We start from the raw sequence: 19,089 nt of genomic DNA, 5'->3' as shown, positions 1-19,089 counted from the left end.
TAATCATCTCCTATAGTTTAGTTTAAAAATCCTTTATAGTGTCTCATTAGCATTTGTGCTTCTATTTGTTTAACAGTCTCTAATGCAACACCTACTACTATTATTATACTCGTTCCACCAAAATTAACATTCATACCAAATATCTTAGATAAAATAATTGGTAAAGATGCTAAAACTGCTAAAGCTAATCCGCCAACAAAAGTAATTCTAGTTACAACTTTATTTAAATGCTCTGATGTTGGTCTTCCTGGTCTTATTCCTGGAATAAAACCTCCGTTTTGCTGTAAATTCTTTGCATATTCTACAGTATTAAATTGAATAGCTGTATAAAAATACGTAAAGAACATAATCAACGCAATATTTAATATTGAATATATCCAAATACCAATATTTCCTTGTGGTGTTAACCATTTAGTTATCCATGTTGAAGGAGCACCCTTAGTAAATAATGCTATGGTTTGTGGAAACGCAAGTAAAGATGATGCAAATATTACTGGCATTACTCCAGCCATTGACACCTTTACAGGTATATGCGTAGATTGACCGCCATACATCTTTCTTCCAACTACTCTCTTAGCATATTGAACTGGAATTCTTCTTTCTCCTTCTTGCAATGCAACTACAAAAGCAATGATAACTAAAAATACTACACCAAAAATAAGTGTTTTAATTATACTTAATTCACCTATTCTTACTAGGTTAAATGTATTTATTAAATCTTTAGGTAATCTAGATATAATACCTATAAATATTATAAGGGATATTCCATTTCCAATACCCTTTTCAGTTATCATATCTCCTATCCACATTAAAAATGCAGTACCGGCTACCATAGTAATTATAACTATTATATTTTGTAAAGAATTAGTAGTTTGTAATGCCGTGCTAAATAATCCGAAAGTATATCCTATTGCTTGAATTAATGCTAATCCTATAGCTGTATATCTAGTATACTTTGTTATTTTCTTTTTACCTTCTTCTCCTTCTTTAGCTAATTCCTCTAGCCTAGGGATTGCTATAGTAAGAAGTTGAATTACAATTGACGCTGTAATATATGGATAAATATTCGTAGCAAATATGCTAAAATTACTTAAGGTTCCACCACCCATTAAATCAAGAAATTGTAATATTCCACCTTGAGATTGTTGGAATATACTTCCGATTATGTCCTTATTCATATATGGCACTGGTATACTAGAACCTAATCTAAAAACTAATAGCATTAATAATGTGAATATAATTTTCTTTCTAATCTCAGGTATTCTCCAGGCATTCCTTAAGGTTGAAAGCATTTATATCACCTCTACCTTTCCTCCTGCAGCCTCAATCTTCTCAGCGGCAGTTTTACTAAATTTTTGTGCCTGAACAGTAAGCTTGATGCTAATCTCTCCGTCTCCAAGTATCTTAACTCCATCCTTAGCTTTTCCTCTTTTAACTATTCCTTCGTTAAATAAAAGCTCTGGGGTAACAACTGTGTTTTCTGGAAATCTATTTAGTTCTTCAATATTTACTGTGGCATATTCTTTAGCAAATATATTAGTAAAGCCACGCTTTGGAATTCTTCTAAACAATGGCATTTGGCCACCTTCAAACCCTGGTCTAACTCCACCACCTGATCTTGCATTTTGACCTTTATGGCCCTTACCAGATGTTTTACCAAGACCAGAACCGATACCTCTACCTAGTCTCTTCTTAGGTTTGCTTCCTCCGCCAGCATTTGGTCTTAAATCATTTAGTTTCATAGTTACACCTCCTTAAATCTAATCTAGTACTTCAACCATGTAGTTTACTTGATGTATCATACCTCTAATTTGAGGGGTATCATTCTTTTCCACTACTTGACCAATCTTTTTAAATCCAAGAGCCTCTATTGTTTTCTTATGAGTCTCTGGTTTGCCAATAGGGCTTTTAACTAACTTAATTTTGATCATAGCCATTCTAAAATCCCCCCTAGCCTAATATTTCTTCTACAGTTTTTCCTCTTAATTTTGCAACATCCTCTGCTCTCTTAAGTCCTCTTAGAGCTTCTATTGTAGCATTAACAACATTTCTCGGATTGTTTGTTCCTAAACATTTTGTTCTTATATCTCTTATACCAGCTAATTCACATACAGCACGAACTGCTCCACCAGCAATAACTCCTGTACCTTCTTTAGATGGCTTTAATAATACTCTTCCTGCACCAAATTCTCCAATAATTTCATGTGGTATTGTAGTTCCAACAAGAGGAACTGATACTATATGTTTTTTAGCATCTTGGATAGCTTTTCTAATAGCCTCTGGTACTTCTAATGCCTTAGCCATTCCCACTCCAACATTACCGTTCTCATCACCTACTACAACTAAAGCACTGAATCTAAAGTTTCTACCACCTTTTACAACTTTAGTAACACGGTTGATGCTAACAACTCTTTCTTTTAATTCTAATTCACTTCCATCTTTATATGAGCGTTCCATTAATTCCCCTCCTTCTATTAGAACTTAAGTCCAGCTTCTCTTGCTGATTCAGCAAGTTCCTTTACTCTTCCGTGATAAATATATCCACCTCTATCAAACACTACTTCCTCGATTCCTTTTTCTATTGCTTTTTTAGCAATAGTTTCTCCAACATATTTAGCAGCTTCTTTGTTACTTGTAGAAGTAAGGTTTGCAGATTTATCTAGTGTGGAAGCTGAAACTAATGTATGGCCTGCTAAGTCATCAATTATTTGAGCATATATATGGTTTCCACTCCTATAGATATTAAGTCTTGGTCTAGCAGGAGTCCCATTGATTTTTTTTCTTACTCTTAAATGTCTTGCTTTTCTATTTTCATTTTTATTTATCTTTTTTAGCAATGTTTTTCACTCCCTTCTACTTACCAGTCTTACCAACCTTACGTCTTATTATCTCACCTGCATATTTAATTCCTTTACCTTTATAAGGCTCTGGCTTTCTGAATGCTCTTATATTTGCTGCATAGTTACCTACTTGTTGTTTATCGATACCTTTAACAACGATTTTATTTGCTGCAGGTACTTCTACTTCAATTCCTTTAGGGTCTTCTAGTTCTACTGGATGTGAATATCCTAATGTTAGCACTAGTTTATTTCCTTGTTTTGCAGCTCTATATCCAGTACCTTCAATTTCTAAAGTTTTTGAGTATCCTTCAGTAACTCCTACTATCATGTTTGAAATTAAAGTTCTTGATAAACCATGTAAAGATCTATGTTTTTTATTTTCAGTTGGTCTAGCTACTGTTAGCACACCATCTTCTATCTTTATTTCCATATCTGGACTAATCTTCTCTGATAATTGTCCTTTAGGACCCTTTACTTCAATTAAGTTGTCATCATTTATTTTAATCTCCACGCCACTTGGGATGTTAATTGGTTTTAACCCTATTCTTGACATGAGTGCACCTCCTTCATGTAATTTAGTTATTTATTACCATACATAACAAATAACTTCTCCGCCTACGCCTTCTTTTCTAGCAACTTTATCTGTCATAATACCACTAGAAGTGGATAGTATTGCTATCCCAAGACCACCTAATACTCTTGGAACTTCATCAGATTTTACATATACTCTAAGACCTGGCTTTGAAATTCTCTTAATTCCAGATATAACTTTTTCATTATGTTTACCATATTTTAAATCTACTCTTATAATCCCTTGTTTCCCATCATCTATTACATCATAGCCTTTTATAAATCCTTCATCTAATAGGATTTGAGCTAATTGTTTTTTTATGTTTGAAGCAGGAATATCAACAGAATCATGCTTCGCATTGTTCCCATTTCTTATTCTCGTTAACATATCTGCGATTGGGTCTGTCATCATAATTTAGCTACCTCCTTTCATAAGCTTGTTGTTACCAGCTTGCTTTTCTAACTCCAGGTATTTGACCTTTATACGCTAATTCTCTAAAACAAATACGGCATACTCCATATTTTCTTAAATAAGCATGAGGCCTTCCACATATTTTACATCTGTTATATTCTCTAGTGCTGAACTTTTGCTTTCTTTGTTGTTTAACAACCATAGATTTCTTTGCCAAAAAAAATTCCCTCCTTCTTTACTTTTTAAAGGGCATACCCATTAGTGCTAAGAACTCTTTTGCCTCTTCATCAGTTTTTGCTGTAGTTACGATTATAATATCTAATCCTCTAATAGCTTCAACTTTATCATATTCAATTTCAGGGAATATCAACTGTTCTTTAATTCCTAATGCATAGTTTCCTCTACCATCAAAAGAAGTATCACTTACTCCTCTAAAGTCTCTAACTCTTGGTAATGCAATATTCATTAATTTATCTAAAAAGTGGTACATTCTGTCTCCTCTTAGAGTAACCTTAGTACCTACATTCATACCTTCACGTAGCTTAAAATTCGCTATTGATTTTTTAGCTTTTGTTATAACAGGTTTTTGCCCAGCAATAATTTCTAGCTCTTTTACTGCTGATTCAAGTAGTTTTGGGTTATCTCTTGCTTCTCCAATACCCATGTTGATTACTACTTTTTCAAGTTTTGGTACTTCCATTATATTTGCATATTGAAACTTTTCCATTAGTGCATTTATTACTTCATTTGCATACTTTTCTTTTAATCTGGAAGCCATTCCTATTACCTCCTCTCTACATTAGACTATTTATCTAGAACTTCTCCACATTTTTTACATACTCTTGCTTTACTACCGTCCGCTTGTAAATTATGACCAACTCTTACTCCAGTTTTATCTTTTTCACAATAATACATAACATTTGATGCATTTATTGTGCCTTCCATTTTAACTATTCCGCCTGGGGATGTAGGTCCTTGCGCTTTTTTATGTTTTGTAAGCATGTTTACGCCTTCAACTATTACTTTGTTTTCTTTAGGGAGTACTCTTAATACTTTTCCTTTTTTCCCTTTATCTTTTCCAGCAATAACAACTACTGTATCTCCACTCTTTACATGCATGCTTTACACCTCCTCCTATAGTACTTCCGGTGCCAAGGATATTATTTTCATAAAATTTCCTCTTCTAAGCTCCCTAGTAACAGGTCCGAATATACGAGTACCTATTGGGTTCTTGTCATCTTTTATAATAACAGCAGCATTGTCGTCAAATTTAATGTAAGATCCATCATTTCTTCTAACACCATGTTTTGTTCTTACAACAACTGCTTTTACTACTTCACCTTTTTTAACAACTCCACCAGGTGTTGCTGTTTTAACAGTACAAATTACTATGTCTCCAACTCTAGCATATTTCTTATTTGTTCCACCTAATACTCTAATAACTAATACTTCTTTAGCACCTGAATTATCAGCTATTCTCATACGGCTTTCCGTTTGAATCATTCGAATACCTCCCTTCTAAGTTAAAAGGACTATTTAGCCTTTTCTACTATATTTACTACTCTCCATCTTTTATCCTTACTAAGTGGTCTGGTTTCCATTATTTTAACGATATCGCCAACTCCACACTCATTATTCTCATCATGAGCTTTAAACTTAGTGGTTTGTTTTACTTGTTTCTTGTATAAAGGATGTGTTACGAAAGTTTCAACAGCAACAACTACGGTTTTATCCATCTTGTCACTTACAACATTGCCTATTCTAACCTTACGATTTCCTCTTTCCATCTAAGATTAAACCTCCTTTCCTATACCTAATTCTCGTTCTCTAACTATTGTTTTAACACGAGCTATATCTTTTCTAACTGCTTTTATTCGTAATGGATTATCTAATTGACCAGTAGCCAATTGAAATCTTAAGTTGAATAGTTCAGCTTTTAGTTCTGATAGCTTAGTATTTAATTCTACTTCTGATAATTGGCGTACTTCCTTAATCTTCATTAGCTTCACCACCCTTTTCTTGCGTTTCCTCACGAGTAACGAATTTTGTCTTTATTGACAATTTATGTGCAGCTAGTCTCATTGCTTCTCTAGCATCTTCTTCGGATACTCCACCCATTTCAAATAAGATTCTACCTGGTTTAACTACTGCTACCCAATACTCTGGTGAACCTTTTCCAGAACCCATACGTGTTTCAGCAGGTTTTTCTGTTACTGGTTTGTCTGGGAATACTTTAATCCAAACATTACCGCCTCTTTTAACATATCTTGTCATAGCTCTTCTTGCAGCCTCTATTTGATTGGAAGTAATCCAAGTTGGCTCTAGCGCTTGTAAACCAAATTCTCCATAAGTAACTGTGTTTCCACGAGTAGCCTTACCTTTCATTCTTCCTCTATGAACTCTACGATACTTTACTCTTTTAGGCATTAACATCTTATTTTCCTCCTTCCTACGGATTTATTCTATTCTTCTACAGTTTTCTCTAATTTTTCTACCTTTTTAGTAGGAAGAACTTCACCTTTATATAACCATACTTTTACTCCAAGCTTACCATAAGTAGTATCTGCTTCAGCAAATCCATAATCTATGTCAGCTCTTAGTGTTTGTAGAGGTATTGTTCCTTCACTATACCCTTCAGTTCTGGCCATATCTGCTCCACCAAGTCTTCCTGATACTGAAGTTTTAATTCCTTTTCCACCAGATCTCATAGTTCTTTGGATTGCTTGTTTCATTGCTCTTCTGAATGAAACTCTTCTTTCAAGCTGAGAAGCAATATTTTCGGCAACTAATTGAGCATCTAACTCTGGAATTTTAATTTCTTCAACATTTACAACTACAGACTTTTTAGTCATCTTCTCAATATCTAATCTTAGTTCTTCTACTCCAGCACCACCTTTACCTATAACCATTCCTGGTTTAGCTGTGAATACTGTAAGTTTGATTCTATTAGCAGCTCTTTCAATTTCAATTTTAGAAACGCCAGAGATGAATAGTTTTTTCTTAACAAATTCACGTATCTTATTGTCTTCCACTAAATATTCATTAAAAGTCTTTTTATCAGCGTACCATTTTGAATCCCAATCTTTAATTATTCCGACCCTTAAACCATGTGGGTTAACCTTTTGACCCATTAACTATCCCTCCTTTTCTAGTCTCTTTCTTTTACAGTTACTCCTATATGACTACTTCTTTTTAATATTGGATAAGCGCTACCTCTTGCTTTAGGTCTAAATCTTTTCATATGTGGACCATCATTTGCATAGGCATCAGCTACAAAAAGATTATCTCTATCCATATTGAAGTTGTTTTCAGCATTAGCAATTGCAGATGTTAAAACCTTTTCAAGAACTTTTGCACCTTTTTTAGGTGTAAATCTTAAGATTGATAAAGCTTCATCTACTTGTTTGCCTCTAATTTCTTTACATATGAAATTTACCTTTAGTGGCGAAATTCGTACATATTTGGCTATAGCTCTAGCTTCCACTATATTTCCCTCCTTCTTCTTTATCTTACACCAGATGACCTTTCGTTTTTATCAACATGAGATCTAAATGTTCTTGTTGGAACAAACTCACCTAGTTTGTGACCTACCATGTCTTCTGTAATATATATAGGAACATGTTTTCTTCCGTCATGTACAGCTATTGTATGACCAACCATTTCTGGAAATATAGTTGAACGGCGTGACCATGTTTTAATAACTTTCTTTTCATTGCTTTTATTTAAATCTTCTATTTTTTTAAGAAGATGGTCATCACAAAAGGGTCCTTTTTTAAGAGATCTACCCATGATTACTCCTCCTTTCAGATATTTACCTACTTAGTTCTTCTTCTCACAATATATTTGTCTGATTTCTTATTTTTCTTTCTAGTCTTTAATCCCATTGCAGGTTTACCCCATGGAGTCAATGGTGCAGGCATACCTATAGGTGCTCTACCTTCTCCACCACCATGTGGATGGTCTACAGGGTTCATTGCACTACCCCTAACAGTTGGTCTAATACCCATATGTCTAGATCTACCAGCCTTACCTATTGTAATAAGTTCATGAGATATGTTTCCTACTTGACCAATTGTTGCACGGCAATTAATTCTAACTAATCTAAATTCTCCTGAAGGAAGTCTAAGTTGTGCAAAATCTCCTTCTTTTGCCATTAGTTGCGCTGATGCACCAGCTGATCTAACAAGCTGCCCACCTTTTCCAGGCTTTAATTCAACGTTATGAACATTTGTACCTACTGGAATATCTTTTAATTCCAGTGCATTACCAATTTTAATATCTGCATTTTCACCAGATTCTATTATATCTCCAACTTTTAAGTTATGAGGCGCAAGAATATATCTTTTCTCACCATCAACATAGTTTATAAGTGCTATATTAGCTGTTCTATTTGGATCATATTCAATAGCAGCGACACGACCTGGTATACCGTCTTTATCTCTTTTAAAATCTATTATTCTATATTTTCTCTTAGCTCCACCACCCCTATGGCGAATAGTGATTCTACCTTGAGAGTTTCTTCCACCACTTCTATTTAAATTAACTAATAGTGACTTTTCAGGTTCTTTTTTAGTTATTTCTTCAAATGTAGAAACTGTCATTTGTCTAAGTGCAGGGGAAGTTGCTTTAAATTTTCTAACGCTCATCGTTTTCCCTCCTTCTATGAAATTTCTATTCCATTCCTTCGAAGAATTCTATTCTCTTAGAATCTTCCGTTAATTTTACTATGGCTTTTTTCCAATCCGGTCTTTTACCTGAATGAATCCCTTGTCTCTTAATTTTACCAAGCATATTCATTGTGCTAACCTTTTCAACCTTTACGCCAAATATAGTCTCTACAGCCTTTTTAACTTCTGACTTGTTTGTTTTTTTATCAACAACAAAAGTATATTTGCCGTCTGCCATATCCTCCATACTTCTCTCAGTTATTATTGGTCTGATGATAATATCGTGTGGATTACGCATTATGCATACACCTCCTCCACTTTTCTTACTGCATCTTTAGTTATAATAAATGAATTATATTTTAATATATCATAAACATTTAATGTATTAACAAGAGCAGTTTGCACATTTGGAATGTTATTTGCTGATTTTATAACATTTTCATTTTTTTCTCCCATAACTATTAAAGCTTTCTTATCTGCATTTATTTTCGTTAAGAAATTAGCCATGTCTTTAGTTTTTGGAGCATCAAAGTTTATTTCATCTATTACAATTATTTCATTGCTTAAAACCTTTGAAGTCAATGCGGACTTCATTGCAAGCCTTCTAACTTTCTTAGGCACACTATAGCTGTAGTCTCTTGGTTTCGGTGCAAATGTAACTCCACCACCTGAGAAATGTGGTGCCCTAATGCTTCCTTGACGAGCTCTACCTGTACCCTTTTGTCTCCAAGGTTTTCTTCCACCGCCTCTTACTTCTGCTCTAGTTTTAGCAGATTGTGTTCCTTGTCTTTTATTAGCAAGTTGGTTTTTTACAACCTCATAAACTACATGTTGGTTTACTTCAATGCCAAATATATTCTCATCTAATTCAATTTCTCCTACTTGTTCTCCTAACATGTTGTAAACATTTACCTTAGGCATTTTGCATCCTCCTTTCCGCCTTAATTATTACTTTTTAACCGTTTCTTTTATAGTTACTATCCCTTTCTTAGGTCCAGGAACTGAGCCTTTTATAAGGATTAGATTCTTATCAACATCTATTCTAACTACTTCAAGGTTTTGTACAGTTACTCTTTCATTTCCCATTCTTCCCATCATTCTGTGGCCCTTAAACACTCTTCCTGGGTAAGTACCTGCAGACATACCACCTGGTGCTCTATGGAACTTAGAACCGTGTGATTCTCTACCTCTACCAAATCCATGTCTCTTTATAACACCTTGTGTTCCTTTACCTTTTGAAGTACCAATAACATCAATTAAGTCACCTTCTGCAAATACATCTGCCTTTATTTCCTGACCTATTTCATATGCATCTGGATTCTCCACTTTAAATTCTTTCAAATATTTCTTATATGTTACATTACCTTTATTAAAGTGACCTTTTTTAGGTTTATTAATTTTTTGTTCCTTTATATCTTGGAATCCAACTTGGATTGCATTATATCCATCTGTTTCAACAGTTTTCTTTTGAACTACAACTAATGGACCAGCTTCAATAACTGTTACAGGAACTACAGATCCATCTTCTTTGAAAATTTGAGTCATCCCAACTTTTCTTCCTATCATGTTTTTCATCACTACACCTCCTATTATATTACAGCGGATTACCATAGGTAATCATATAAATATCTTATGATCTAATCTCAATATCTACTCCTGCAGGTAAATTCAACTTCATAAGTGAATCCACAGTCTTTTGATTTGGATTTAAGATATCGATTAGTCTCTTATGAGTTCTTTGTTCGAACTGCTCTCTAGAATCTTTGTACTTATGAACTGCTCTTAATATTGTGATTATTTCTTTTTCTGTTGGTAGTGGTACTGGACCTGACACAGTAGCACCTGTTCTCTTAGCAGTTTCAACTATTCTTTGAGCTGATGCATCTAGAAGTTCATGATCATAAGCCTTTAACCTAATTCTTATTTTTTGTTTACCATTGTTTGACATTTAATTCCCTCCTTTTATCGCATGCTGTTTTTTACATGCGACTTGGCGTTGCCGATACACACCTCCGGGTGTGTTGTTATTTTTTTTAAACAAATAACTGCAACTCCAGTCGCCCGATTTCAAATCGGACATTCTCAGCAAAAATTCCCTGTTTTCAACAGCCACCTTTTGCATCATCGCAATGTCTAAAATTGAACACTACTACATTTTATAATAAACTCAATAAAAACTCAAGCTTTTTTTTAAATAAACTTAAGTTTTTTTAAGTTTTTTATACATCTTTAGATATTTAGCAGGGGCCCATAAAATCTTGGGTCCCTGCTTATATTTTAAACTTAAAAATTATTCAAGAACTTTAGTTACAACTCCAGATCCTACTGTTCTTCCACCTTCACGAATTGAGAATCTTAGTCCTTCTTCTATAGCTATTGGTGTTATTAATTCTATAGTAAACTTTGAGTTGTCTCCTGGCATTACCATCTCCACGCCTTCTTCTAATTTGATATCTCCTGTTACGTCTGTTGTTCTAAAGTAGAATTGTGGTCTATATCCATTAAAGAATGGTGTATGTCTTCCACCTTCTTCTTTAGATAATACGTATACTTCTGATTCAAATTTTATATGTGGATTTATTGATTTTGGTTTTGCTAGTACTTGACCTCTTTCGATTTCGTTTCTTTGAACTCCTCTTAGAAGTGCTCCTATATTATCTCCTGCTTGTGCTTCGTCTAGTAGTTTTCTAAACATTTCTACTCCTGTTACTACTACTGTTCTTGCTTCTTCTGCTAATCCAACGATTTCTACGTTGTCTCCTGTTTTTACTACTCCTCTTTCTACTCTTCCTGTTGCTACTGTTCCTCTTCCTGTTATTGAGAATACGTCTTCTACTGGCATTAAGAATGGTTTGTCTGTATCTCTTTCTGGTTGTGGAACGTATGCATCTACTTCTTCCATTAGTTTAACTATTTTGTCTCCCCATGGTCCGTCTGGTTCTTCTATTGCTTTTAATGCTGAACCTACTACGATTGGTGTACCATCTCCATCGAAGTCATATTCGGATAGTAATTCTCTTACTTCCATTTCTACTAATTCGATTAATTCTTCATCATCTACCATGTCTTGTTTGTTTAAGAATACTACTATCTTTGGTACTCCTACGTTTCTTGATAATAATATATGCTCTCTTGTTTGTGGCATTGGACCATCTGCTGCTGATACTACTAAAATTGCTCCGTCCATTTGTGCTGCTCCTGTAATCATGTTCTTTACATAGTCAGCATGGCCTGGGCAGTCTACGTGTGCATAGTGACGATTTGGCGTTTCATATTCTACGTGAGATGTGGAAATTGTTATTCCTCTTTCTCTTTCTTCTGGTGCTTTATCTATGTTGTCATAGCTTATTGCTTCTCCTGAGCCAAATCTTTTGTTTAATACCATTGTAATAGCTGCTGTTAATGTTGTTTTACCATGGTCTACGTGTCCTATTGTCCCTATGTTTACGTGGGGTTTAGTTCTTTCAAATTTTGCTTTTGCCATTTCAATATTCCTCCTTAATTATAGATTATTTCTTACCTGTAATTTTCTCTGCAATACTATTTGGCACTGGTTCATAGTGATCAAATTGCATAGAATATACTCCTCTACCTTGAGTATTAGAACGAAGGTCTGTTGCATACCCAAACATTTCTGATAGTGGTACGAAACCTCTAATCACTTGGGCACCACTTCTTAATTCCATTCCTTCTATTCTACCTCTTCTGGAGTTTATATCTCCTATAACATCACCCATGTATTCTTCAGGCACTATTACTTCTACCCTCATCATCGGTTCAAGTAACGTTGGTTTAGCTTTTGAAATAGCTTCTCTAACACCCATAGATCCCGCTATCTTAAATGCCATTTCTGAAGAGTCTACATCATGGTATGATCCATCATAAAGAGTAACTTTTATATCTAACACTGGATATCCTCCAAGAACACCTGATTCTAGTGCTTCTTGAATTCCATTATCTATAGCTCCGATATATTCCCTAGGGACTACTCCTCCTACTATAGCGTTTACGAATTCGTAACCTGCACCTGGTTCTTGAGGTTCTACTTTTAATTTTACGTGACCGTATTGTCCACGACCACCAGATTGTCTTACATATTTACCTTCTGCTTCTGCAGGAGCTTGGATAGATTCTTTATATGCTACCTGTGGACTACCAACATTTGCCTCAACTTTGAATTCTCTAAGAAGTCTATCAACAATTATCTCTAGGTGAAGTTCACCCATTCCCGCAATTATTGTTTGACCTGTTTCTTCATCAGTATAAGTCTTAAATGTTGGGTCCTCCTCAGCTAATTTTGCTAAGGCAGTAGCCATCTTATCTTGAGATGCTTTTGTTTTCGGTTCTATAGCTACGTGAATAACTGGTTCTGGGAATTCCATAGTTTCTAAAACTATTGGATGTGCATCATCGGATAAAGTATCTCCCGTAGAAGTATCTTTTAACCCTACAGCTGCCGCTATATCTCCCGCAAATACTTCATCAACTTCTTCTCTTTTATTAGCATGCATAAGTAATATTCTACCTATTCTTTCTCTCTTGCCTTTACTAGTGTTTTGTACATAACTACCTGATTTAAGGCTACCCGAATATACTCTAAAATATGCAAGTTTTCCTATGAAAGGATCTGATACTATTTTAAATGCTAATGCAGAAAATGGTTCGTTATCTGATGCTATTCTCTCTTCTTCTTCATCTGAATTTAATCCCATACCTTTTACTGCAGGTATGTCTAATGGAGAAGGTAAATAATCAATTATAGCATCCAATAGCGGTTGTACTCCCCTATTTCTATAAGAAGAACCACATAAAACAGGTGTTATTGCCACTTTGTTAGCTGCTGTTCTAATACCTCTCATCAGTTCTTCTGTAGTTATTTCTTCACCTTCTAAATACTTCATCATTAATTCTTCATCGTGTTCAGCTATATTCTCAAGTAAATTTTCTCTATATTCTTTGGCTAAATCTAACATATCAGATGGTATTTCAGTTATTTCATACTTTTCACCTAAATCATCATGATAAATTCTAGCATTCATATTAACTAAGTCAACTACTCCTAGAAAGCTATCTTCTTTTCCAATTGGTAATTGTATAGGTACTGGATTGGCTTTAAGTCTATCTTTAATCATTCCTACTGCCCTAAAGAAGTCTGCTCCAAAAATATCCATCTTGTTAACAAATGCTAATCTAGGTACATGATATTTATCTGCTTGCCTCCATACAGTTTCAGATTGAGGTTCTACTCCACCTTTAGCACAGAATAATGCTACAGCTCCATCAAGGATACGTAATGATCTTTCTACTTCTACAGTGAAATCCACGTGTCCTGGTGTATCAATAACGTTAATTCTATGTTCTCTCCACATACATGTAGTTGCAGCGGAAGTGATTGTTATACCTCTTTCTTGCTCTTGCTCCATCCAATCCATTTGGGCACCGCCCTCATGGGTCTCTCCTACTTTGTGTATCTTACCAGTGTAAAACAAAATTCTCTCTGTGGTGGTTGTTTTTCCTGCATCAATATGAGCCATTATGCCGATATTTCTAGTTTTTTCCAATGAAATTTGTCTTGGCACAATTTTTCCTCCTTCTTCTTGATTCTTGGTCCCCCTCCACACATTAAAAACGATATACTACCATCTGTAGTGTGCGAAAGCTTTATTAGCTTCAGCCATCTTGTGAGTATCTTCTCTTTTCTTAACGCTTGCTCCCATACCATTTGAAGCGTCTAAGATTTCTTTTGCTAATTTTTCAACCATAGTTTTTTCTCCTCTTTTTCTTGAATAGTCTACCAACCATCTAAGACCAAGAGTTTCTCTTCTATCTGTTCTTACTTCTATTGGTACTTGGTAAGTTGCTCCACCAATACGTCTTGCCTTTACTTCAAGTACAGGCATGATATTATTCATAGCTTTATAGAATACTTCTAATGGATCTTCATTTGTTTTTTCTCCAATGTAGCTAAAAGCTCCATAAACTATATTTTGAGCAATTCCTTTTTTACCATCTAACATAATTCCATTAATTAATTTAGTTACAACCAAATCATTGTAAATAGGATCTGGCATAACTTCTCTTTTTGGCACATGTCCTTTTCTTGGCACTTTACTTCCCTCCTTAACTATATAGAGTTGATTCATTGGTACTCGACAAATATATTGCCGTACCGCGCCAAAATGCATATATATAAACGGATATCAATCCTGCATTTTAAGCATTATTATTTCTTGTTAGCCTTTGGCTTCTTAGCTCCATATTTAGATCTACTTTGCATTCTTTTGTCAACGCCAGAAGCATCCAAGGTACCTCTAACAATATGGTATCTAACACCTGGAAGGTCTTTAACTCTTCCACCTCTTATTAGAACAACACTGTGTTCTTGTAGGTTGTGTCCAATCCCTGGAATATACGCTGCAACTTCTTCACCATTAGTAAGTCTTACCCTTGCAACCTTTCTTAAAGCAGAGTTAGGTTTCTTAGGTGTAACTGTTCTAACAGCAACACATACTCCTCTTTTTTGAGGTGAATTAACTTCAGTTTCCTTCTTTTTTAAAGTATTTAAATTCACTCCTAGAGCAGGCGATTTTGATTTGTAAACAACTTTATCTCTGCCCTTTCTAATTAATTGGTTAATGGTTGGCATCAAGGCACCTCCTTCTATTTTTTATATATTATTTTAATAATGCAGCAGTTGCCGCATTAACATCAATGCCACATGCATCACCTAACTTTTTCATGTTATCTACATAAATAACTTGAATCTGCTTGCTAATGCAAATTTCCTTAATCTCATTTATAACTTTATTATCTGCATCATTAGCAATAAAAACTGCTTCGACTTCTTGTGAATTTAAAGCTCGTTTTACTTGCTTAGCACCAACAATTTTGTTGGTTCCATTAAGTTTTGACAGCATAAAATCTTCTCCTCCTTTAAACACTTTAAAGATTATGTGGAACTAAATCCCACATAATCTTTATGTCATCCAGAGTACTTTCTAAGTTTACACACTAATACATTTTATCATCAGTTATTTTCACTGTCAATATTTAATTCTTCTAAAATTTGAATATTTTCGTCTCCAGAAATTTCTATATTTCTATATCTCTTCATTCCAGTTCCCGCTGGGATAAGTTTTCCAATAATAACATTCTCCTTAAGTCCTAGAAGAAAATCTTCTTTACCTTCAATTGCAGCTTGGGTCAATACTCTTGTAGTCTCCTGGAATGAAGCTGCTGATAAGAATGAATCAGTAGCTAATGAAGCCTTCGTAATACCCAATAAAGTTTTTCTTCCCACTGCTGGTTCTAATCCTTGTTGGGTAGCTATTCTATTATTTTCTTCAAATTCATAAGAGTTCACTAAAGAACCAGGTAGCATATGGGTATCTCCTGCCTCTTCTACTTTTACCTTAGCTAGCATTTGTTTAACAATTACTTCAATATGTTTATCGTTAATATCTACACCTTGCAGCCTATAAACTCTCTGAACCTCTTTAACTAGATAATTTTGAACTCCTTGTATTCCTTTAATCTTAAGGATATCATGAGGATTTACTGAACCATCTGTTAGTTCATCTCCTGCTTCAACAATATCTCCTGGTCTTACTTTTAATCTAGATCCATAGACTATATTGTAATTCATAGATTCCCCATTGGATGAGGTAATAATTACTTCTTTTTTTCTTTTACTTTCCTCTATACTAACTACCCCGGAATTTTCTGCAATTACAGCAAGCCCCTTTGGCTTTCTTGCCTCGAATAACTCTTCAACTCTAGGCAAACCTTGAGTAATATCTGCTCCTGCGACTCCTCCTGTATGGAATGTACGCATTGTAAGCTGTGTACCCGGTTCCCCAATTGACTGAGCTGCAATAATTCCAACAGCCTCTCCTATATTTACTTCATCTCCTGTTGCTAAGTTTCTGCCATAACAATGAGCACATACTCCATATTTAGCATTACATCCCAATACGGATCGAACCTTCACTTCTGTTATTCCAACTTTTTCAATTAATTCCGCTTGGATACCTGAAATCATTTCATTTTCTTTTACTATGATTTCTCCTGTTTCGGGGTTTACTATATCTTCAAAAGCATATCTGCCATCAATTCTATCATGTAACTCTTCAATTACTTCTCTTCCATCTTTAAAAGGTCTAACTAACAGATATTCATCAGTTTTACAATCAACCTCTCTTACTATAACATCCTGACTTACGTCAACTAATCTTCTAGTTAAATATCCTGAGTCTGCAGTTCTAAGGGCTGTATCTGCTAACCCTTTTCTAGAACCATGGGTTGAAACGAAGAATTCCAATACACTAAGTCCTTCTCTAAAGTTAGCCTTAATAGGTATCTCAATGGTTCTACCTGATGCAGATGCCATAAGTCCCCTCATGCCTGCAAGCTGCCTGATTTGGTTTACACTACCTCTAGCACCTGATAGAGACATGATATAAATATTATTCATCGGATCTAGTCCATCCATCAATCTATCAGTTAGATCGTCAGTAGTTCTGTTCCAAATTTCTATAACTTTTTCATATCTTTCTTCATCTGATATAAGACCTCTACGATAAGATCTTTCAAATTTATCTACTTCTTCTTGAGCTTTTGCTAGAAGTTCAGGTTTTGATTCAGGAACAAATATATCTCCCATGGAAATAGATATCGCTCCTATTGTTGAATAGTGGAAGCCTGTTTCTTTAATATGATCAAGTACAGTTGCAGTAACTGCATTCCCATGCTTTCTAAAGCATTTTTCTATAATATTTCCTAATGCTTTTTTATTTACAAGCATATCAACTTCTAGTGAATACTTATCTACAGTTCTATCTACAAATCCCAAATCCTGAGGTAGATGTTCGTTTAATATAAATCTACCTACTGTAGATTCAACTAATTTTCCTGTGTCAGATTCATCTAGTCTCATTCTTACCTTTACTCTAGCATGTAATCCTACGGATCCATTATAATAAGCATGTAGCATTTCATCAAAATCTTTAAATATCATACCCTCTCCAGGTTCATCAGGAGATTCTACGGATAGATAATAAGCTCCTAAAACCATATCCTGTGTTGGAGTAGTAATTGGTTTACCATCTTTTGGCGCAAGAATATTATTTGTAGATAGCATTAAAAGTCTTGCTTCTGCCTGTGCTTCTGTAGATAAAGGTACGTGTACTGCCATTTGGTCACCATCAAAGTCAGCATTATATGCTGTACATACTAAAGGATGTAACTTAATGGCCTTTCCCTCAACTAAAACAGGTTCAAATGCCTGAATTCCTAATCTATGAAGAGTTGGAGCTCTGTTTAAAAGTACTGGATGGTCTTTTATTACAGAGTCTAGCACATCCCATACTTGTGGTTTTACCCTTTCAACCATTCTTTTAGCAGATTTTATATTATGAGCATGACCTTCTTCTACTAGCTTTTTCATTACAAATGGTTTAAATAACTCAAGAGCCATTTTCTTTGGTATTCCACATTGATAGAATTTTAGCTCTGGACCAACTACGATTACTGAACGTCCTGAATAATCTACCCTCTTACCAAGTAAGTTCTGTCTAAATCTTCCTTGCTTACCCTTAAGCATATCTGACAAAGATTTTAAAGGTCTATTTCCTGGTCCCGTTACAGGTCTTCCACGTCTTCCATTATCTATAAGAGCATCTACTGCTTCTTGAAGCATTCTCTTCTCATTTCTAACAATAATATCCGGTGCTCCCAAGTCTAACAGTCTTTTAAGTCTATTATTTCTATTTATTACTCTTCTATATAAATCATTTAAATCAGATGTAGCAAACCTTCCTCCGTCTAACTGTACCATCGGTCTAAGATCTGGAGGAATTACTGGGATAACATCTAATATCATCCATTCAGGTCTATTTCCAGACTTTCTAAAAGCCTCTACAACTTCCAGTCTTCTGGTTATTCTTATCTTCTTTTGACCCGATGAATCTTTTAACTGTTGTCTTAGTTCCTTAGACTCTTTATCTAAATCTATTTTCTCTAACAATGCCTTTATGGCTTCTGCACCCATCATCGCTTTAAATTTATTGTGATATTTTTCATAGGCTTCTCTATATTCTGTTTCAGTTAAAAGCTGTTTTTCATATAAAGAAGTATCTCCTCCATCTATAACTACATATGATGCAAAATACAAAACCTTTTCTAATGATCTCGGGGACATATCCATTAGAAGTCCCATCCTACTTGGAATGCCTTTGAAATACCATATATGTGACACGGGGGCTGCTAATTCTATATGTCCTAATCGTTCTCTACGAACTTTGGATTTTGTAACTTCTACCCCACATCTATCACATACTACACCTTTATACCTTACTCTCTTATATTTCCCACAATGGCACTCCCAGTCCTTTGTAGGTCCAAATATTTTTTCACAAAAAAGTCCTTCCTTCTCAGGTTTTAATGTTCTATAATTTATTGTCTCAGGTTTTTTTACTTCTCCTTTAGACCATTGTCTGATTTTTTCTGGTGAAGCCAGCCCAATTTTAATTGAATCAAATGTATTGAATTCAAACAAGGAGCGTTCTCTCCTTTCTATAATAAAATTAAAGAATTTTTGTTT

Annotated in this window: 28 protein-coding genes; all 28 read right to left on the bottom strand. The window is 34.8% G+C overall.

Annotated features, from left to right (window positions below; translation table 11 throughout):
* Window positions 1-17: 17 nt before the first annotated feature.
* Window positions 18-1,292 carry a preprotein translocase subunit SecY gene (gene secY / locus KQI38_RS07180; RefSeq protein ID WP_216557425.1) on the bottom strand — a complete coding sequence of 425 codons (1,275 nt, stop codon included), beginning with the start codon at window positions 1,290-1,292 and terminating at the stop codon, window positions 18-20.
* Entirely contained in the window at window positions 1,293-1,742 is a 450-nt protein-coding gene (gene rplO / locus KQI38_RS07175) for a 50S ribosomal protein L15 (RefSeq protein ID WP_094901947.1), read from the bottom strand.
* Window positions 1,743-1,760: 18 nt separating this feature from the next.
* The gene (gene rpmD, locus KQI38_RS07170) at window positions 1,761-1,937 is read right to left on the bottom strand and encodes a 50S ribosomal protein L30 (protein WP_094901945.1); all 177 of its coding nucleotides are present in this window, start codon (window positions 1,935-1,937) and stop codon (window positions 1,761-1,763) included.
* Window positions 1,938-1,950: 13 nt separating this feature from the next.
* Complete coding sequence (gene rpsE / locus KQI38_RS07165) at window positions 1,951-2,457, bottom strand: 30S ribosomal protein S5 (protein ID WP_216557422.1); 507 nt, start codon at window positions 2,455-2,457, stop codon at window positions 1,951-1,953.
* Window positions 2,458-2,474: 17 nt separating this feature from the next.
* Entirely contained in the window at window positions 2,475-2,837 is a 363-nt protein-coding gene (rplR, locus tag KQI38_RS07160; RefSeq protein WP_216557419.1) for a 50S ribosomal protein L18, read from the bottom strand.
* 16 nt (window positions 2,838-2,853) lie between these two features.
* Window positions 2,854-3,393, bottom strand: a complete 540-nt coding sequence (gene rplF, locus KQI38_RS07155) for a 50S ribosomal protein L6 (RefSeq protein ID WP_094901941.1) — start codon at window positions 3,391-3,393, stop codon at window positions 2,854-2,856.
* 33 nt (window positions 3,394-3,426) lie between these two features.
* Complete coding sequence (gene rpsH, locus KQI38_RS07150; protein ID WP_094901939.1) at window positions 3,427-3,822, bottom strand: 30S ribosomal protein S8; 396 nt, start codon at window positions 3,820-3,822, stop codon at window positions 3,427-3,429.
* Window positions 3,823-3,853: 31 nt separating this feature from the next.
* Window positions 3,854-4,039 (bottom strand): type Z 30S ribosomal protein S14, encoded by a 186-nt coding sequence (locus tag KQI38_RS07145; protein ID WP_094901937.1) that lies wholly within the window; start codon window positions 4,037-4,039, stop codon window positions 3,854-3,856.
* A gap of 18 nt (window positions 4,040-4,057) precedes the next feature.
* Window positions 4,058-4,600, bottom strand: a complete 543-nt coding sequence (rplE, locus tag KQI38_RS07140; protein WP_216557416.1) for a 50S ribosomal protein L5 — start codon at window positions 4,598-4,600, stop codon at window positions 4,058-4,060.
* A 26-nt stretch (window positions 4,601-4,626) separates the two neighbouring features.
* Window positions 4,627-4,941 (bottom strand): 50S ribosomal protein L24, encoded by a 315-nt coding sequence (rplX, locus tag KQI38_RS07135; protein WP_216557413.1) that lies wholly within the window; start codon window positions 4,939-4,941, stop codon window positions 4,627-4,629.
* A 15-nt stretch (window positions 4,942-4,956) separates the two neighbouring features.
* Entirely contained in the window at window positions 4,957-5,325 is a 369-nt protein-coding gene (gene rplN / locus KQI38_RS07130; protein WP_094901931.1) for a 50S ribosomal protein L14, read from the bottom strand.
* 29 nt (window positions 5,326-5,354) lie between these two features.
* Window positions 5,355-5,609 carry a 30S ribosomal protein S17 gene (gene rpsQ, locus KQI38_RS07125; protein WP_094901929.1) on the bottom strand — a complete coding sequence of 85 codons (255 nt, stop codon included), beginning with the start codon at window positions 5,607-5,609 and terminating at the stop codon, window positions 5,355-5,357.
* 6 nt (window positions 5,610-5,615) lie between these two features.
* Entirely contained in the window at window positions 5,616-5,822 is a 207-nt protein-coding gene (gene rpmC, locus KQI38_RS07120; RefSeq protein WP_094901927.1) for a 50S ribosomal protein L29, read from the bottom strand.
* Window positions 5,812-6,255, bottom strand: coding sequence for a 50S ribosomal protein L16 (gene rplP, locus KQI38_RS07115; RefSeq protein WP_094901925.1), 444 nt, complete (start codon window positions 6,253-6,255; stop codon window positions 5,812-5,814). Before rplP ends, rpmC begins: the two co-directional genes overlap by 11 nt.
* A 29-nt stretch (window positions 6,256-6,284) precedes the next feature.
* Entirely contained in the window at window positions 6,285-6,953 is a 669-nt protein-coding gene (rpsC, locus tag KQI38_RS07110) for a 30S ribosomal protein S3 (protein ID WP_216557409.1), read from the bottom strand.
* A 17-nt stretch (window positions 6,954-6,970) separates the two neighbouring features.
* Window positions 6,971-7,306, bottom strand: coding sequence for a 50S ribosomal protein L22 (gene rplV / locus KQI38_RS07105; RefSeq protein WP_094901921.1), 336 nt, complete (start codon window positions 7,304-7,306; stop codon window positions 6,971-6,973).
* A gap of 20 nt (window positions 7,307-7,326) precedes the next feature.
* Entirely contained in the window at window positions 7,327-7,611 is a 285-nt protein-coding gene (rpsS, locus tag KQI38_RS07100; protein WP_094901919.1) for a 30S ribosomal protein S19, read from the bottom strand.
* A gap of 26 nt (window positions 7,612-7,637) precedes the next feature.
* Window positions 7,638-8,468 carry a 50S ribosomal protein L2 gene (gene rplB, locus KQI38_RS07095; RefSeq protein ID WP_094901917.1) on the bottom strand — a complete coding sequence of 277 codons (831 nt, stop codon included), beginning with the start codon at window positions 8,466-8,468 and terminating at the stop codon, window positions 7,638-7,640.
* 25 nt (window positions 8,469-8,493) lie between these two features.
* Complete coding sequence (gene rplW, locus KQI38_RS07090; protein ID WP_094901915.1) at window positions 8,494-8,787, bottom strand: 50S ribosomal protein L23; 294 nt, start codon at window positions 8,785-8,787, stop codon at window positions 8,494-8,496.
* On the bottom strand, window positions 8,787-9,410 hold the full coding sequence (gene rplD, locus KQI38_RS07085) for a 50S ribosomal protein L4 (RefSeq protein ID WP_094901913.1): 624 nt from the start codon (window positions 9,408-9,410) through the stop codon (window positions 8,787-8,789). The genes rplW and rplD overlap by 1 nt, the downstream gene beginning before the upstream one ends.
* 27 nt (window positions 9,411-9,437) lie before the next feature.
* Window positions 9,438-10,064: a 50S ribosomal protein L3 gene (gene rplC / locus KQI38_RS07080; RefSeq protein WP_216557406.1), complete on the bottom strand. Its 627-nt coding sequence runs from the start codon at window positions 10,062-10,064 to the stop codon at window positions 9,438-9,440.
* Between the two features lie 55 nt (window positions 10,065-10,119).
* Window positions 10,120-10,437 (bottom strand): 30S ribosomal protein S10, encoded by a 318-nt coding sequence (gene rpsJ, locus KQI38_RS07075; RefSeq protein ID WP_072976851.1) that lies wholly within the window; start codon window positions 10,435-10,437, stop codon window positions 10,120-10,122.
* Window positions 10,438-10,779: 342 nt separating this feature from the next.
* Complete coding sequence (gene tuf / locus KQI38_RS07070) at window positions 10,780-11,973, bottom strand: elongation factor Tu (protein ID WP_094904515.1); 1,194 nt, start codon at window positions 11,971-11,973, stop codon at window positions 10,780-10,782.
* 25 nt (window positions 11,974-11,998) lie between these two features.
* Window positions 11,999-14,068, bottom strand: a complete 2,070-nt coding sequence (fusA, locus tag KQI38_RS07065) for an elongation factor G (protein WP_216557403.1) — start codon at window positions 14,066-14,068, stop codon at window positions 11,999-12,001.
* 57 nt (window positions 14,069-14,125) lie between these two features.
* On the bottom strand, window positions 14,126-14,596 hold the full coding sequence (gene rpsG, locus KQI38_RS07060) for a 30S ribosomal protein S7 (RefSeq protein WP_094904396.1): 471 nt from the start codon (window positions 14,594-14,596) through the stop codon (window positions 14,126-14,128).
* A gap of 116 nt (window positions 14,597-14,712) precedes the next feature.
* Entirely contained in the window at window positions 14,713-15,135 is a 423-nt protein-coding gene (gene rpsL, locus KQI38_RS07055; RefSeq protein ID WP_216557400.1) for a 30S ribosomal protein S12, read from the bottom strand.
* A gap of 28 nt (window positions 15,136-15,163) precedes the next feature.
* Window positions 15,164-15,406: a ribosomal L7Ae/L30e/S12e/Gadd45 family protein gene (locus KQI38_RS07050; RefSeq protein ID WP_094904398.1), complete on the bottom strand. Its 243-nt coding sequence runs from the start codon at window positions 15,404-15,406 to the stop codon at window positions 15,164-15,166.
* Between the two features lie 110 nt (window positions 15,407-15,516).
* Complete coding sequence (gene rpoC, locus KQI38_RS07045; protein ID WP_216557397.1) at window positions 15,517-19,044, bottom strand: DNA-directed RNA polymerase subunit beta'; 3,528 nt, start codon at window positions 19,042-19,044, stop codon at window positions 15,517-15,519.
* Window positions 19,045-19,089 lie beyond the last annotated feature (45 nt).

The organism is Tissierella carlieri (genome assembly GCF_018917285.1).
Classification (GTDB): domain Bacteria; phylum Bacillota; class Clostridia; order Tissierellales; family Tissierellaceae; genus Tissierella; species Tissierella carlieri.
Note: the sequence above shows the minus strand (reverse complement) of the source record. Positions and strands in the feature narration are given on the sequence as shown.